Raw genomic sequence first — 15,762 nt, 5'->3', positions numbered from 1 at the left:
GCTCCGGGGATCTACCGGTCGCGGTTGAAGCGGGTCGTGATCCACAACAGGAGCAGCAGGCCGGCCAGGACGCAGCCGCCGACCAGGTAGGGGTTGAGGCTCTGATGGTTGCCGCTGTGTTCTCCGCCCTCGGCGGCGAGGGTGACCAACTGGGCAGCGGCGCTGTGGAAGCTCATCTTCGGCAGTACCTATCGCGTGTGGGCGGGATAAAGACGTCGGCTCATCGTATGCGGGCACCTTCGCGCCGATCACTCCGACTCCGCCGTTGCGGGCCCGGCCGCCTCTCCGGTGCCTCTCCGGTGCCTCCCCGGTCGTCTTCCCGCCGGTCTTCCCGAGCGAGTGGGGACGGCCGGGTCACGCAACCATCCCGCGGTCCTGATCGTCCTTCTCGGGGAGCCGGGCGGCTCGGAACGGTGCTCCGCGCGCGCTCCCGGCCGCGTTGCTCTTCCGCTCCACCGGTCTGCCGGTCCGCGCCTTCTCCACCTAGGCTGGGCTTCGCCCCGGGGCGGTCGAAGGGCCGGACAGGGGACCGCCAAGGGACGGGTACCGGGAACCGCGAAGGTCACAACGGACCGCGAAGGTCACACAGACGCACATGGGGGACACATGTCCGACGGCCATCAGCACAACGGGCACGAGAAGGTGCCGAGCAGGCAACGCAGGCGTTTCCCCGGAATCTCCTCGCGTGCGTACGAACACCCCGCCGACCGCTCCGCCCTGGTGGCGCTGCGCAAGCTGACCGGTTTCGACACGGTCTTCAAGGCCCTGAGCGGTCTGCTGCCCGAGCGCAGTCTGCGGCTGCTCTTCCTGTCCGACTCGGTGCGCGTCTCGGAACGGCAGTTCGCGCACCTCAACAGCATGCTGCGGGACGCCTGCTACATCCTGGACCTCGACAAGGTCCCGCCGATGTACGTGAACCAGGACCCGACGCCGAACGCGATGTGCATCGGCCTGGACGCGCCGATCATCGTGGTCACCACGGGGCTGGTCGAGCTGCTCGACGAGGAGGAGATGCGGGCCGTCGTCGGGCACGAGGTCGGGCACGCGCTGTCCGGGCACTCGGTGTACCGGACCATCCTGCTGTTCCTGACGTCCCTCGCGGTGCGGGTGGCCTGGATTCCGCTGGGCAGCGTCGCGATCATGGCGATCGTGACGGCGCTGCGCGAGTGGTTCCGCAAGTCGGAGCTGTCCGCGGACCGTGCGGGACTGCTGGTGGGCCAGGACTTGCAGGCCTCGATGCGCGGCCTGATGAAGATCGCCGGTGGCAACCACCTGCACGAGATGAACGTCGACGCGTTCCTGGAGCAGGCCGAGGAGTACGACGCCGGGGGCGACCTGCGCGACTCCGTACTGAAGATTCTCAACGTGCTGCCCCGCTCCCACCCGTTCACCACCGTCCGGGCCGCCGAGCTGAAGAAGTGGGCGGAGACCCGCGAGTACCAGCGGATCGTGGACGGCCACTACCCGCGACGCGACGAGGACAAGGACGCCTCGGTACGGGACTCCTGGCGCGACTCGGCGAGCAGTTACGCCGGCGATGTGAAGAGCTCCAAGGATCCGCTGATGAAGCTGGTCAGCGACCTCGCGGGCGGCGCCGGGGACCTGGGCGACCGGGTCCGCCGCGGCTTCGGCGGCTTCACGTCCTCGGGGCCGAGGCCCGCGCAGGGACCGGACGGGCCCCAGGGGCCGAAGGACCCTCAGGAGCCGGGTACGTCGTCGGACCCGGACACCGGGGACGACCGACCGCCGCGCGACGGCACCTGAGGCACGGGCGTCACACCCTGGGCTGTGCCTCCGCCGCCAGCGAGCCGCACAGGGCCGGGGTGCCGCCCGTGGCGTACGGGTCGGTGCCGGCGGGGCCGCCCTCCTTGGCCGTGTCGCCCGCCAGCAGGGGGCGCAGATAGCCCGTGGAGTCCTCGGCGCAGGACAGCGGGCCGGCCTGGACGGAGGAGACGACGAGCTGCGCCTGGTGCAGGCGCAGGTCCTCGCGGTCGAAGCGGAAGTGCAGCTCGCGCCGGACGGTGAACAGCGACACCCGGGCTCCCGGGTCCGCGCCAACCGGCCGCAGCGCGTACACCGAGGTGTGGTCCGCGGTGACCTCGAGGGTGCCGGAGTCGGCCTCGGACGCCTGCAGGGTGCCCTGGACGCGGATCCTGCGGTCGGCCAGCTCCGCGCGGGAGGGGTCGAAGCGGACGAGCCATCCGGTGGGCGCGTGCCGCCCGTCCGGGGCCGGCCGCGTGAAGCTCCGGTCGAACTGGTCCTGCTGGTCGACGCCGAGCAGGACGCGTACGGAGCGGGTCTCCCCGCCGGTGAGCACCTCGGGGTCGAGGGCGGACCGGACGATGTAGTCCTTCGCGGTGATCAGTGCCGTCACGACCTGTCCGTCCGAGAAGTGCGCGGTACGCCGGGACGCCGGGAGCGTCACCCCCTGGGCCCCGATACGGAACTGCGCCGCCGGACTGTGGTCGTACAGTCGTTCGGAATCGGGGGTGCCGGGCACCTTGCCCTCGGGGGCGAGCGGGATCATGGTCATGCGCAGTGGCTCGGCGGCCTCCCCGGCGCCGGGCGCCCGGGAGGGATGACGTACGCCCATGTAGATCGCGGTGCCGAAGGCCACGGCGATCAGCACCACGAGGACCAGCACCTGCCGGGACAGGCCCCGGTGCCGGGGCGGCCGACGGCGTACGGCGGGGGCGTGGTCGGTGATGCGCTCCTGGGCGGAGAACTCCTGGAGGCGGGCAGCCCGGACGAAGGTCTCGTCGAAGACGACGGACCGGTACTCGTCCTCGCCACCTCCGGGGGCGCCCTCGGGTGCCCCTCCGGGTGGGTCCGCAGGCCCTGCCATATCTTCAGAGTAGGTCGCGGGGGGCCCGTGTAAACGCCGTGGCGCACGCCAAGTTGTGACGGCCTTCCCACCCGGGCCGGGGCTCCCTGGCGGGCCTGCCGCCGGACCTGCTCCCGGGCCCGTTCGCCTGACCGGGCCGGCGGCCCCGCTGCCGACCCGCACGACGAGCCTCAGGGGCTGCTCGGGATCACCGGGACGTCCGGCTGGGAGTAGTCGGCGGAGGCGGAGGCGGAGGGAGCCGCGCCGCCGCCCTGCTCCAGGCCGGTCGAGGCGGGCGGCGGCACCTGGTCCTGCCGATTGTTGGCGGAGGACCCCCGGTAGACGGCCGAGAAGGCGAGCGCGACCATGCCGACGCCCATCACCAGGGCGAGCATCCAGGCGACCGGGCGGTGCCAGCGGACCTGCCTGCCGTACGGCCCCGTGTGACCGTAGTCGTCCTTCGGGGCGGCGGGATCGTCGTCCCCGTCGGCGAAGTCGTCACCGTCGCCGTCGTCGCCCCGGCGACGGCGGTCGTACCGTCCGTAACCGTCGTCGTATCGATCGTTCGTCGGACGGGTGCGGTGGGCCTCGGCCTCGGAAGCCTCGGCTCTGGCCTGGGCGGCGGCAAGGAGACGTTCGACGGCGCTCGGCTCGTGGACCACGGCCGCGCCGATGAAGGCCTCGTCGAAAACCACGGGGTCGAACTCTTCGTCCGACACTCCGCGGTCGTGGTCGTCGTCGGGCTCCCCGCCGTCAGGGAACGGCGTGCCCCCCACGTCCTCCGGCACGTCTCCAGAGTAGACCGGAGGGGTCAATTTGGGCAGACGGTACGGAAATTCGTCCGTCTGCCCCCGCGGCGTGGATCAGCGGCGGACGTGTCCGTCGCCGGTCACGATGTACTTGGTGCTGGTCAGCTCCGGCAGGCCCATCGGCCCCCGGGCGTGCAGTTTCTGCGTGGAGATGCCGATCTCCGCGCCGAAGCCGAACTGGCCTCCGTCGGTGAACCGGGTGGAGGCGTTGACAGCGACGGTGGTGGAGTCCACCAGTTGGGTGAACCGGCGGGCCGCCTGCTGCGAGGTGGTGACGATGGCCTCGGTGTGGCCGGAGGTCCACAGCCGGATGTGCTCCACGGCCCGGTCTAGCGAGTCGACGACGGCCGCGGCGATGTCGTGGGAGAGGTACTCGGTCTCCCAGTCCTCCGTGGTGGCCTCCACGACCGTCGCCGCGGAGTCCTTGGCGTACGCCATCACCCGCTCGTCGGCGTGCACGGTGACCCCGGCCCCGGCCAGGGCGTCCAGGGCCCGCGGCAGGAACGCCGGGGCGATGTCCTGGTGGACCAGAAGGGTCTCGGCGGCGTTGCACACGCCGACCCGCTGGGCCTTGGAGTTGATCAGGATCTCCACGGCGGTGTCGAGATCGGCGTCGGCGTCGACGTAGACGTGGCAGTTGCCGGTGCCGGTCTCGATGACCGGGACGATCGACTCCTGGACGACCGTGTTGATCAGGGAGGCACCGCCGCGCGGGATGAGGACGTCGACCAGGCCTCGGGCGCGCATCAATTCGCGCACGCTCTCCCTGCCCTCGCCGGGCACCAACTGCACGGCGTCGGCGGGCAGCCCGGCGCCGCCCACGGCATCGCGCACCACCCGGACCAGCGCGGTGTTCGACCGGTACGCGGAGGACGAGCCGCGCAGCAGGACCGCGTTGCCCGACTTCAGGCACAGGGCGGCGGCGTCGACCGTGACGTTGGGGCGGCCCTCGTAGATGATCCCGACGACGCCGAGCGGCACCCGGACCTGCCGCAGGTCGATGCCGTTGGGCAAAGTGGAGCCACGGACGACCTCGCCGACCGGGTCGGGCAGCGCGGCCACGTCCCGTACGTCGGAGGCGATCGCGCGCACCCGCTCCGGGGTGAGGGTGAGCCGGTCGATCATGCCCTCACTGATGCCCGCCTCGCGTGCCTTGGCGACGTCCTGGGCGTTGGCCTCGACGATCTCGCTCGCCCGGACCTCCAGCGCGTCCGCGACGGCGAGCAGCGCGTCGTCCTTCGCCGCGCGTGGCAGCGGCGCGAGGGTGGCGGCGGCCCCCTTGGCCCGGTAGGCGGCCTGGTTGACCGGGGACATCGAGTCATACGGCGAAAGCGTGGTCATGGAGGAAGGGTAGTGCGGCCGGTGGGCCTGACCACCGGTATCCCGAACCTCGAGACACCGGGGGCCTCGGTCCCCCGCAGAGGACCGAACCGACCTCTCGGCTCAGAACGGATGTACCCCCACCGGCGTCGCCGGCGCAGGGCCGTAGCCCGCGGCGATCCGCTGGTGGTAGGTGGCCCGGTCGATGACCTCCAGGCCGACGATCTCCCAGGGCGGCAGTCCCGCGGTCTGCCGGTGCTCGCCCCACAGCCGCAGCGCCACGGCGGCGGCGTCGTGCAGGTCGCGGGCCTCCTCCCAGTAGCGGATCTCCGCGTGGTCGTCGGCGTACCGGCTGGTCAGCAGGAAGGGATGGTCGTGGGCGAGCTGTTTCAGGGCGCGGCGGACCTCGGCGATCGGGGCCCGGCTGCCGGAGACGCTGAGGGTGACGTGCCACAGGCGCGGGAGGTCCCGGGGCTCGCCGCTCTGGAACCGGTCGCCCGCCGCGACGCTGGTCAGGGCGCGTTCCTCGCCTGCCGTGCGGGAGCCGGCACCACCGCGGGACGTCGTCGTCCCAGGGCGCACTCGTCTCACGACGGCCTCCTTCACGCACAGGCCGGCCCTGGGGCCGGGCAGATGTGTTCCCTGGGACAAAGTTGAGCAGGCCGCCGGGCGTCGTGGGGCGGTTTTGCGGAACGTCCACCACGGGGGGCGCGCGATCCGGCACATTTACGGATGCAGGACCACCAGATCGTCCCTGTGTACGACCTCGCGTTCGTACTCGGGGCCTAGATCGCGGGCGAGGTCGTGGGTGGAGCGGCCGATCAGCCGGGGGATCTCCCTGGCGTCGAAGTTGACCAGGCCGCGGGCCACCGGCCGCCCCTCACGGTCCCGCAGCTCGACCGGGTCACCCGCGCTGAACTCGCCCTCGACGCCCGCGATCCCGGCCGGCAGCAGCGACTTGCGGCGCTCGACGACCGCGCGCACCGCGCCGTCGTCGAGGGTGAGCGAGCCCTGGGGGGTGGACGCGTGCTGGAGCCACAGCAGCCGGTCGGCGGAGCGCCGGCCGGTGGGGTGGAAGTAGGTGCCGGTGTCCGCGCCGGCGAGGGCGTCGCCCGCGTGGACGGTGCTGGTCAGCACGACCGGGACGCCCGCGGCGGCGGCGATCCTGGCGGCCTCGACCTTGGTGACCATGCCCCCGGTGCCGACGCCGGTCTTCCCGGCGCTGCCGATCTCGACGTGGGCGAGGTCCTGAGGGCCCCGCACCTGCGAGATCCGCGAGGTGCCGGGCCGGGCGGGGTCGCCGTCGTACACGCCGTCCACGTCGGACAGCAGGACCAGTAGGTCGGCGTGGACCAGGTGGGCGACGAGGGCGGCGAGGCGGTCGTTGTCGCCGAAGCGGATCTCGTCGGTGGCGACGGTGTCGTTCTCGTTGACGACCGGGAAGGCGCCCATCGCGAGCAGCTTGTCGAGGGTGCGGGAGGCGTTGCGGTGGTGGGCGCGGCGGCTCATGTCGTCGGAGGTGAGCAGTACTTGGCCGACGCGGACGCCGTAGCGGGCGAAGGAGGCGGTGTAGCGGGCCATCAGCAGACCCTGGCCGACGCTGGCGGCGGCCTGTTGGCGGGCGAGGTCGCGCGGTCGACGGGCGAGGCCCAGGGGAGCGAGTCCGGCGGCGATGGCCCCGGAGGAGACGAGGACGAGTTCGCGCTCTCCCCCACTGCGGACCTTCGCGAGCACGTCGACGAGTGCGTCGACCCGGTCGGCGTCCAGGCCGCCCGCCGCGGTCGTCAGCGACGAGGATCCGACCTTGACGACGATCCTGCGAGCCTCGCTCACGGCCTGCCTTGCCCCTGCCACCTTGCCGCCCGTCCCCTCACACCCGCCGTCGCCTCGCCAGGCAATCTACGCGAAGCGGGTCGTGCGGCGCGTCACCTGTCCACACTCCAGACGGCGCCGTGAGTCCTGCCCGGCAGTACACGCGGCCCCCTGGCGGCGGCTCGCGAACGGCTGCGACCCGCTCGTCCGGAACCGGGACGCAGCCGTGAGCTCCCCCACGTTCAGATTGTCCGCGGATACGGATCCCCGTTGCGGACAAGCAGAAGGAGTCCGCCGGCAAGTCGACGGACTCCGCTGCACCAGCGAGGTCAGAGGCCGGCGACGCCCTTGATCCAGTCGAGGCTGGTGGGGACGGTGGCGGACCACATGGGACCGATACAGACGTTGTCGCTCAGCCGGTAGGTGACGCCGGAGGTCACACCGACCTGGTAGCGCAGGTCGTCGACGAGCTTGAACTGCGGGCCGCCGGAGTCACCGGAGCAGGCCGTGCCGCCCCCGTCGGTACCCCAGTTGTAGATCGCGACGCGGATATAGTTTCCCGCCTCGCCGGCAGCCGACGCACTCGCCGTCGCATCGATCTTGGCCTTGATCTTCGCCACTATCAAGCGGTCCTCGACACCGGCCCCGTAAGTGAAACAGACCTCATAGTTTCCGGATTCCGAACAGGTGCCGTCCAAAGCCCTTGCAGAAGGTGCCGATATCACCGCCCCACCAGTGACATGATGAGCAGCAATAAGATCGTGAGCCCACGCGGAGTGCGTGTGGAATTTTCCGTTACCACTAGCACATATTAGTGACATGTACACGCCCGGTCAAGCTCATTTTCATGACGCCCAGTAGGCCCGGATGACACAAAACGAGCGTGGACACTTACACTCACACTCCCCGCATGCGGCAAGCCGTAAATCGGCCTCCATCATCCGGCCCGCGCAGTCCAACGCCACGAATTCACGGTCGCGAACACCGCCGGGAATCAATCAGGTGCCGGCCCCGGCCTCCATCCGGCACGGGCCGGGGAAACGTGCCGCCCCGTGCGTACGGACGCACTTCTCATGGTCCGCCACCGACGGCAGGCGCGACCAGAGACGGACAACACCCGGCCGGCAGGTGCACAGACGCTGACCACTCGCTCCCGCCGCACGGCCGGACGCCGGGAGTCCGTGCGCACAGCGGGCCCCGCGAGGGGCCGGGAATCGCCCCGGTCGCCGCGTCCGCGGGCGAACGGGCAATCTCCGATGCTACTTCGCGATGGTGAAGCCGCCGCGCACTGGCGAGCAGGACATGCGGCGTAGGCACGTCGGCCGAGGCCCCGACCCCACCGGGGCGATGCCGTACCGGCCGGCCCAGTCCCATCCCTCGCTCGGCGAGTCGGGCAGCACGCCCGCAATGACGGCGACACGCCGGGTAAGCCTGCGATCGGTCCACACGTCTGGTACACCCGCGTGTCGCCCAATGGCAGCCGAACGTTAAGCTCACTGCCAGTCTTGCTGACGATCATGGAGTGACCGCAGTGCCAGAATCCTTGTTCCGTCGGTACTTTCCAGCGAGAAACCCACACCGACAGGCCGTCAACGACCCCAAGCGGTCTCCCGAAGCGCGCCTCCCGGACCTGCCGTCCTCGGAACGCTCACGCCGGCTGCCGCTCCTGTCCTTCGCACTGCGCGCCGCCCGCCCCGGCGGCACTGCCCTCAAGGCACTGATCACCGCCGTGCTCGCCGGCGTCTTCGCCACCCAGGCCACGGCAGCCCTGCTCCCGAACGCCCCGCTGCTCATCGCCGCCACTGTGGCCGCACTGGCCGTCGAGGGCATCCTGTACCGGTGGCAGCCCGGCATGCTGTCGCTGTTCGCCAAGGCGCACGCGGACATCACCGTCCGCCATGTGCTGCGGGACCTGCTGCTGGTGGTGGGCCTGCTGCGGCTCGCCGAGCAGGGCCGGGAGGCTCAGTACACTCCGCTCGTCGCCGGTCTGCTCCTCTTCTACGCGCTGCACTGCGCGATCCAGGCGGTGTCCATACTGGTCCGCCGTACCCGCACGCTGCCGGTGCTGACCCGGAACATCGACGCCTCGGCGCTACGCCTGTCCCCCGCCCCGGCCGCGCTGCTGCGCCGCCCCGGCTACCGGCTGCTGGTCCTCGGCCTGCCCACGACCGTCGGCCTGGCCGCGACGGCGATGTCCCGGGAGCCCTTGCCCGCGGCGGCCGGGATCGCGTTGTCGCTGGTGCTCGCGGCGGCGGGCCTGGGCGCGCTGCTGATGCGGCTGCTGCCCTCCAGGCGCCCGGCGGGGGAGCAGGAGGTGCTCGACTGGTTCGACGCGTGGCTGGCCGACTACCGGCCCACGGTCGGCCTGTACTTCTCCGGCGGGGTGTCCTCCGCCTACCAGGCCAACATGTGGCTGGAGACGATGAGCAGGCTCGGCGAACGGCCGGTCGTCATCCTGCGCGAGCGGTTCATGGTGGCCAGGATCGCGCCGACCGACATCCCCGTCGTGTGCCTGCCCAAGGTGTCCACGCTGATGCGGCTCGAGCACTCCACGCTGCAGGTTCTCATCCACCCGTCGAACTCCGGCAAGACCTCGCAGGTGCTGCGCATCCCCACGATCAAGCATGCCTTCGTCAACCACGGCGAGAGCGACAAGCTGTCGTCCTGCAACCCGTACGCAAAGGCCTACGACGAGGTCTGGGTGGCCGGTCCGGAGGCACGCGAGCGGTACGCGCGGGCAGAGGTCGGGATCGAGGACAAGGACGTGGTGGAGATCGGCCGTCCCCAACTGGGCGCCGTTCACCCCCGGTCGGGCCCGCCGGCCGCCGACGCCCGCACCACCGTGCTGTACGCGCCGACCTGGGAGGGCTGGGATGGCAACCCGGGCAACACCTCGGTGATCGCGGCCGGGGAGAACCTCGTCCAAGCGCTGCTCGCAGACCCGGACGTACGGCTGCTGTACAAGCCGCACCCGCTGACCGGTTCGGTGGTGCCCGCGGCGGGCGCCGCCGACCTCCGCATCCGGGACCTGATCCGGGCGGCGAACCAGGAGCGGTCCCGGTCGCACTCCGCGCCCTCGCCCTCGTCCCCGTCCCCGTCCCCGGCGGAACGGGCACGAGCCGCCTCGGAGCTGGACCGGCTCACGGCGGAGCTGGACCGGCTCACGGCCACCGGGTCCCGGGCGGACGCCGACCAGATGGAGCGGATGCTGGCACAGGGCGCCCCGCCGCCCGGCCGGGCCGAGGCGGTGGCGCAGGCCACGGCGGCCTGGGAAGAGGCGTACTGGGCGTCCCTGCCCCAGGCCGAGCACCAGATCGTCACGGACGTACGGCCCGCCCTGTACGCCTGCTTCAACGTCGCCGACCTGCTGATCAGCGATGTGTCCAGTGTCATCAGCGACTTCCTGGCCAGCGGCAAGCCGTACGCGGTGGCGAACACCAGCGGGCTGCCCGAGGAGGCGTTCCGCGCCGCGTTCCCGACGGTGGCGGCGGCAACCGTACTGACCCCCGACGCGAGCGGGGTACCGGCGCTGCTGGAGGCGGTCCGGCACCCGGAGAAGGACGAACTGGTCGAGGCTCGTGGGGTGTTGAAGCTGAGGCTGCTGGGACCCGACGAGCCGACGTCCCAGCAGCGCTGCAACATGGCGCTGCGCGACCTGTCCACGGCGGCCCTGAACCACGGGGCGCGCATGGCACAGACGCAGATGCAGCCGGAGACGCAGCCGCAGGAACAGCCGCAGCGGGAACGGCAGGTGCAGCCGCGGCGTCTCGCGGAGGATCTGCTGCCCGGTCCGCGCCGGGAGTCCGACGCCGGTGCGGGAGCTGGAGTCGAGGTCGGGGCCGATGCGGGAGCACCCGTCACGCCGCCGTCGCGGTCGGTGCCTCCGGTGTGACCTTCTCTGCGGGGGCCAGCAGGCGGCGGGCCCTGCGGGCGGCACGGCGCAGGACGGTGGTCGTGCCGCCCTCGCGGTAGCCGGGGAAGGCGCGGGCCTCGTGGGGTGAGGCGAGGTAGACGGAGTCGGGAATTCCCGCCGCCCGGTCACGGAAGTGCGGGTACACGAGGTAGACGCGTCGGCCCCGCCGCTCCAGCAGGGCCGGCGCCTGCCTCTTCGGCGTCGTGAACTTCACTGCGTCGGTGCGGAGTTCGATCCCCTGTTCGGCCACCAGGTACAGCCGCAGCCGCAGCCGTTCCTCGACCTTCAGGTGCCGGGCGACGCCCTCGCTCCGGTGGGCGTCCATCAGCAGCTCCGCCGGCTCCAGTTCGCGCCGCCGCACCCGGTCGCTGTCCTTCGGATACCCGGGGCCGAACTGCGGGAGCAGGGTGACGCGCAGGGATGCACGGCCTGCGAACTCCTCCAGATACTCCCCCGTGCCGTCCGTCGAGCCGTCGTCGACGGCGACGACCTCGACGCGCTCCGGGTCGATGATCTGCGCCTCCACGGAGGCGAGGCACTCGACCAGGTACGGCATCGCTTCGTACGCCCCGATGACCACGGTGACGTCAGGCTGCGCCATGGTCACGTTTCCCCCTTGTTACAGGACATTTCCCTTTACATCGCCTCATTCGCTACCCGTTAGACGGGTGTTCGAGGCGGAAGGTTGCTCCGAGCCATCGCTCAAGTTTCCTAGGACACAAGGGTGTTGGGGGCGGCCAATGTCACCGGCGCAACAGGGCTCGGTCCCCGAGGAGTTGCTCCTCGGGGACCGAGCCCTGTGATGTGTCCGGGGGCCGGAGCCGCTCAGTTCGCTCCGGTGCCGTCCGTCTCTCCGGTCGCCGACGCCGCCTGCGCGGGCAGCGCGTCCGCCGGCTCCACGTCCGGGCCGCCGACCGCGGTCCGGGACTCCTGGCCGAGGTTGCGCGTCTCGGCCTTCCGCGCGAGCTGCGCGACCGCCGCGTTGAACTGGTCGATGGACGTCGGCTCGTCCGGACCCAGCAGGTAGCGCTTGAGCTCGCCCCGCTCCCCGGCCAGCGGATCGGCCTGCGGGTCGCGGACCGCCTCGAGCAGCTCGGCCAGCCCGGCCGCGTCGTTGGACAGGATCACCGCGGCGCGCACCGCCGTGTTCTGCCGCTTGAACTCCTCCGCCCCCAGCTCGGCGGAGTCGGTGACCGCGTACGGCTTGCCGCTGGCGATGAAGTCGGAGACGACGCTGGAGATGTCGGAGACCATCGCGTCGGACACGTTGAAGCAGTCGTACAGGCGCGGCTCGGCCCCCGTGATGACGCGGTGCTCCCAGTCGGGGAAGGAGTTCCAGTACGCGGTGTTCCACTCGACGCGCAGCCGGGCGGTCTCCTCGTGCAGCGCCACGTCGATCACGCCGTCGCGGCTGGCCTCGGCCTCGTCGCCCTTGCCGGTGCCGCCGGTCAGGTCGGCCTGCCGGGCCTCCATACGAACCAGTTCGGCCCGCGCCCGGTCCTGCGCCGCCGTGTCCACGGTGAAACGGGGGTCGGCGGCGCGCTCGGCCGCGGCCTGCTCGATCAGTGCGGTGATCCGCTGGTGGGCGGCATCGGCCTGCGCGCTGCGGGTGCCGGTGAAAGGGTGCGGCTTGTAGAGAACGCGGACCGCGGGGTCGGCCGCGATCAGCCGCTTCACGATGTTCTCGCCGGCCAGCAGGATCGAGGTGTTGCCCGGGTTGTCGTCCCAGCCCTCCCAGGTGGGGGCGTACAGCACCGTCGGGCGGTGTCCCCCGGCGGGGTCCGCGGCCGTGGCCTGCCAGGTCTCGATGGGGGCCAGCTGTGGGCGGCCGACCTCGACGATGTCTTCGTCACGGACGCCGACGTCGGCGATGGCATAACGGTCGCGGCCCGCGCGGCCGGCCGTCCACACCTCGTCGTAGGCCTTGCTGAACGGGTTGACGCTGGCGAGCTTGTCGCTGTCGCCGTGCCCGATGAAGACGTGCTTCATGGTCGGTACGCGCAGCAGGTGGATGTTCTTGCCGACGTTCGCCGCGTACAGCGCGACCCGCACCGTGGACAGGTCCAGGTTCATCAGGTGCACCCCTCCGGGCACGCAGACGACCGGGACCGTGGTGGGGGCCAGGTTGGCCAGTATGACCCGCTCGCGCAGGATGACCAGCGGCCGGGTGTCCATCTGCTCCATGGTCTCCAGCCACATGTTGACCTGGTACGCGGAGTCCTTGGAGCCGGAGAAGTACAGCACCGTCTCGGGCCGGTACTCGCGCAGCCAGTCGTCGACCGCCACCAGAACCTGCTCGGCCTTCGGCGGTATCCGCCGGCCGCGTACGTAGGGCACCAGGACCAGCACGTACGCGAGGCCCAGGGCCACCGTGATGCCGATGCCGACGAAACCGACGACGGCCGAGTCGAGGGCCACGGCGAGGAGTATGCCGCCGACCGCCACCAGGTCGAGGTGGAGCATCTTCTCCGCGGCGCGGTGCGTCAGCGCGCGCGGCGGCGCGTCCGGGATCCGGACACGGGACGCCAGGTCCACGTTGCGGGTGGCCACCGGCATGCGCCGGCGGTTGCGGATCAGCGTGGTCAGCGCGCCGTGCGGGGCCTGAAGACCGTAGAAGGCGATGAAGCAGGCGATCGCCCCGTAGTAGATCAGGTTGTCCGCGAGGGACAGCCGGGCCAGCAGCAGGACCAGCAGCAGCTGCCGGATCAGGAAGCGGATCGACAGGCCCGCCCGCACCTTGCTGAGGCGGTTGACCAGGTAGCTGCCCCTGCGGTGCAGATAGTGGTCCGCCAGGTACGTCACGGCAGCCGCTGCCGTGAAGGCGGGGACGCTCGGGACGAGCGCGGCCAGCATGAGGCAGGGGAAGCCCAGCACCATGAGGACCGCCGCGGCCAGCTCGGCCGCGCTGCCCACCCGGGCGACGCGAATAGCAGTGGATATCAACGGAGAAACCTGCTCTTGGGGGTGAGTGCCGGTTTGCGCCTGTACGTAATTCATTGACGACGGATTCAGGCCCCCGCGAACACCCGCGCACGAACTGCGCACACGGGAAGCCGCAGAGGCCTGAATTACCGGAGTCTATTTGCCGTCAATTATTACACGCCGTCCTGACGGTCCAGCACCGACGCCAGTGCCTGCTCGAAGCCGCTGGCACGGGCCGCGCCCGCCGTCGGGTCCTGCTGCCGTACGTCGATGACATGACCGGTGAGCTCGGAGAGCAGCACGTCCAGGGACGTACGGGCCACCGCCTCGGAGGACAGCAGGCTGCCCGCCGGCTCCTGGCCGAAAGCCTTGGTCCGCATCGGCGTGGCGGTGCGCTCCGGGTTGACGCAGTTGACGCGGATGCCCTCGCCGGCCCACTCGTCGGCCAGTGCCTGGGTGAGGTTCACCATCGCGGCCTTGGTCGAGGAGTAGAGGCTGTACTCGGCGCGCCCCCGGGTGTAGCTGCTGGAGGTGTAGAGCAGCAACTGCCCCTTGCTCTCAGCGAGGTATTTGTACGCCGACCGGGCGATCTGCACGGGGGCCAGGTAGTTGACCTTCAGCGCCTCCTCGATGGTGGCGTTGTCGGTCTCGGCCAGCTTCCCGATGCGCAGCACACCGGCCGTGTTGACGACGTAGTCGATGCGGCCCGTCTCGGCGTACGCCTTGGACAGCGCGTCGTCGACCTCCTCCGGGTTCTCCACGTGGGTGCCGGTGGTGGAGCGGCCGAGCGCGTACACCGTGGCGCCGTAGGACCCGGCGAGTTCGCAGATGTCCTTGCCGATGCCGTACGAACCGCCGAAGACGACGACGGTCCTGCCGGTGAGCAGCTCGCGGTAGGCGGCCTCCCCCATCTGCTCGGGGGTGGCCGTGGAGGCGAGCTGGAACAGCTTGTCGGCGATGAAGACGTCGACCGGCTGGGTGACCTTCATGTTGTACTCGTCGCCCGCGACGACGTGGATCGGCACGTCGGGCAGGTACTTGAGCACGACCGAGCAGTCGTCGGTGGCCTGGAAGTTGGGGTCGCCGGCGGCGACCTCGTAGGCACGGCGGATCGTGGACAGCTTGAACGCCTGCGGGGTCTGTCCGCGGCGCAGCCGGGAGCGGTCCGGGATCTCGGTGATGAACTCGCCGTCCTCGCCGTGGGTGCGCGTGACGATGATGGTGTCGGCGGACGGGATGGCCACGTCGACGGCCTGGTAGCGCTCCAGGGCGCTCACACAGTCGTCGATGACGCGCTGTGACAGCAGGGGGCGGACGGCGTCGTGGAAGAGGACGTTGCGATCCTCGCCCTCGGCCAGGCCCTCGCCGAGCGCCGAGATGGCCCGCTCGGTGGTCTCGTTCCGCGTCGCACCTCCCTCGATGACCCGGGTGACCTTCTTGAACCCGGCCTTGGCGACGATCTTCTCCACGTCGGGCACATAGCCCGGCGCCATCAGCACGATGATGTCGTCGATCGAGTCGGTGTTCTCGAAGGTGGTCAGGGTGTGCTCGATGACTGCCTTGCCGGCGATCTTCAGCAGCTGCTTGGGGATCGACAGACCCACCCGCTGACCGGTGCCACCGGCCAGGATCACTGCGGTGGTACGGGGCTTGGCTATGTGCTGGAACACAGGTGACCTACCTTGGGGCATCAGGGAACTGCAAAATGGTCCCACTTGTGGTTACCGCAATGCAAGGTGAGCGCCCTTCCTCGCATATGTGCGCGCAACCTTTCATTCACCTTAGACCCCTGGTGGCCGGACGGCGGTTCCCGGGCCACCGGGATCGTCGCTGTGAGTAACCGCACAGGCGGGAAGCCCGCGACCGCGCGTACGCCGACGGTCGCCCCAGCGGCCCGGATCCCTTCCGGAAGGTACGGATCTTCACGCCCCGAAAGGCGGGGCTGCACCTTTTCTTCATATTCGGGGTGCGGCAAAGGGTGAAGCGCCCGACAATAGGAAATTCATCTTGTCCGCCCGCCCTTTCCCGAGGAATTCACTATAAAGATTCGGCGGCTTTTCGGTCTCGGTGAGGAAAACGGAGCGGAGCCCGGGCCGTGTCGGTCCCGGGCTCCGCTCTCGTCGAGTGGCGGCCCGACGGCTGCCGGACGGCCGTCGGTCGGC

12 protein-coding genes are annotated in these 15,762 nt (G+C 70.7%); 2 read left to right on the top strand and 10 right to left on the bottom strand.

Annotation, left to right across the window (positions count from 1 at the left end; genetic code table 11):
• Positions 1–11 precede the first annotated feature (11 nt).
• The gene (locus ACFPZI_RS35550) at positions 12–176 is read right to left on the bottom strand and encodes a hypothetical protein (protein WP_095534281.1); all 165 of its coding nucleotides are present in this window, start codon (positions 174–176) and stop codon (positions 12–14) included.
• Between the two features lie 430 nt (positions 177–606).
• On the opposite strand from ACFPZI_RS35550, the gene ACFPZI_RS35545 reads away from it, so the two are divergent.
• A complete protein-coding gene (locus ACFPZI_RS35545) occupies positions 607–1,764 on the top strand; it encodes a M48 family metallopeptidase (protein WP_381371286.1) in 1,158 nt (385 codons plus the stop codon).
• 10 nt (positions 1,765–1,774) lie between these two features.
• On the opposite strand, the gene ACFPZI_RS35540 is transcribed toward ACFPZI_RS35545, so the two are convergent.
• The 6 genes from ACFPZI_RS35540 to ACFPZI_RS35515 form a co-directional block, all read right to left on the bottom strand.
• Positions 1,775–2,845 (bottom strand): SCO2583 family membrane protein, encoded by a 1,071-nt coding sequence (locus ACFPZI_RS35540; protein WP_381371285.1) that lies wholly within the window; start codon positions 2,843–2,845, stop codon positions 1,775–1,777.
• A 170-nt stretch (positions 2,846–3,015) separates the two neighbouring features.
• Entirely contained in the window at positions 3,016–3,612 is a 597-nt protein-coding gene (locus tag ACFPZI_RS35535; RefSeq protein WP_461112943.1) for an SCO2584 family spore wall biosynthesis protein, read from the bottom strand.
• Positions 3,613–3,687: 75 nt separating this feature from the next.
• Positions 3,688–4,974, bottom strand: a complete 1,287-nt coding sequence (locus ACFPZI_RS35530) for a glutamate-5-semialdehyde dehydrogenase (RefSeq protein WP_381371283.1) — start codon at positions 4,972–4,974, stop codon at positions 3,688–3,690.
• A gap of 102 nt (positions 4,975–5,076) precedes the next feature.
• Positions 5,077–5,535 (bottom strand): hypothetical protein, encoded by a 459-nt coding sequence (locus ACFPZI_RS35525; RefSeq protein WP_381371400.1) that lies wholly within the window; start codon positions 5,533–5,535, stop codon positions 5,077–5,079.
• 144 nt (positions 5,536–5,679) lie between these two features.
• Positions 5,680–6,786: a glutamate 5-kinase gene (proB, locus tag ACFPZI_RS35520; RefSeq protein ID WP_381371282.1), complete on the bottom strand. Its 1,107-nt coding sequence runs from the start codon at positions 6,784–6,786 to the stop codon at positions 5,680–5,682.
• A 308-nt stretch (positions 6,787–7,094) separates the two neighbouring features.
• Positions 7,095–7,385: a trypsin-like serine protease gene (locus tag ACFPZI_RS35515; RefSeq protein WP_381371281.1), complete on the bottom strand. Its 291-nt coding sequence runs from the start codon at positions 7,383–7,385 to the stop codon at positions 7,095–7,097.
• A gap of 1,058 nt (positions 7,386–8,443) precedes the next feature.
• Here ACFPZI_RS35515 and ACFPZI_RS35510 point away from each other — a divergent pair.
• The gene (locus ACFPZI_RS35510) at positions 8,444–10,657 is read left to right on the top strand and encodes a hypothetical protein (protein WP_381371399.1); all 2,214 of its coding nucleotides are present in this window, start codon (positions 8,444–8,446) and stop codon (positions 10,655–10,657) included.
• On the opposite strand, the gene ACFPZI_RS35505 is transcribed toward ACFPZI_RS35510, so the two are convergent.
• From ACFPZI_RS35505 to ACFPZI_RS35495, 3 genes are all read right to left on the bottom strand, one after another.
• Positions 10,623–11,285: a glycosyltransferase family 2 protein gene (locus ACFPZI_RS35505; RefSeq protein ID WP_381371280.1), complete on the bottom strand. Its 663-nt coding sequence runs from the start codon at positions 11,283–11,285 to the stop codon at positions 10,623–10,625. The genes ACFPZI_RS35510 and ACFPZI_RS35505 overlap by 35 nt on opposite strands.
• Positions 11,286–11,503: 218 nt before the next feature.
• Positions 11,504–13,591 (bottom strand): hypothetical protein, encoded by a 2,088-nt coding sequence (locus ACFPZI_RS35500; protein WP_381371398.1) that lies wholly within the window; start codon positions 13,589–13,591, stop codon positions 11,504–11,506.
• Between the two features lie 182 nt (positions 13,592–13,773).
• On the bottom strand, positions 13,774–15,270 hold the full coding sequence (locus ACFPZI_RS35495) for a D-ribitol-5-phosphate cytidylyltransferase (protein ID WP_381371279.1): 1,497 nt from the start codon (positions 15,268–15,270) through the stop codon (positions 13,774–13,776).
• Positions 15,271–15,762 lie beyond the last annotated feature (492 nt).

Origin of the sequence: Streptomyces chlorus, assembly GCF_042655885.1 — a bacterium.
Classification (GTDB): Bacteria; Actinomycetota; Actinomycetes; order Streptomycetales; family Streptomycetaceae; genus Streptomyces; species Streptomyces chlorus.
The sequence above is the reverse complement of the archived record's forward strand: the minus strand, read 5'-3'. Positions and strand labels throughout refer to the sequence as shown.

Excerpts from the sequence above, each read along its gene's own strand:
- ACFPZI_RS35530 (WP_381371283.1), bottom strand. The coding sequence starts at position 4,974 with ATGACCACGCTTTCGCCGTATGACTCGATGTCCCCGGTCAACCAGGCC.
- ACFPZI_RS35550 (WP_095534281.1), bottom strand. The coding sequence starts at position 176 with ATGAGCTTCCACAGCGCCGCTGCCCAGTTGGTCACCCTCGCCGCCGAG.
- ACFPZI_RS35540 (WP_381371285.1), bottom strand. The coding sequence starts at position 2,845 with ATGGCAGGGCCTGCGGACCCACCCGGAGGGGCACCCGAGGGCGCCCCC.
- ACFPZI_RS35545 (WP_381371286.1), top strand. The coding sequence starts at position 607 with ATGTCCGACGGCCATCAGCACAACGGGCACGAGAAGGTGCCGAGCAGG.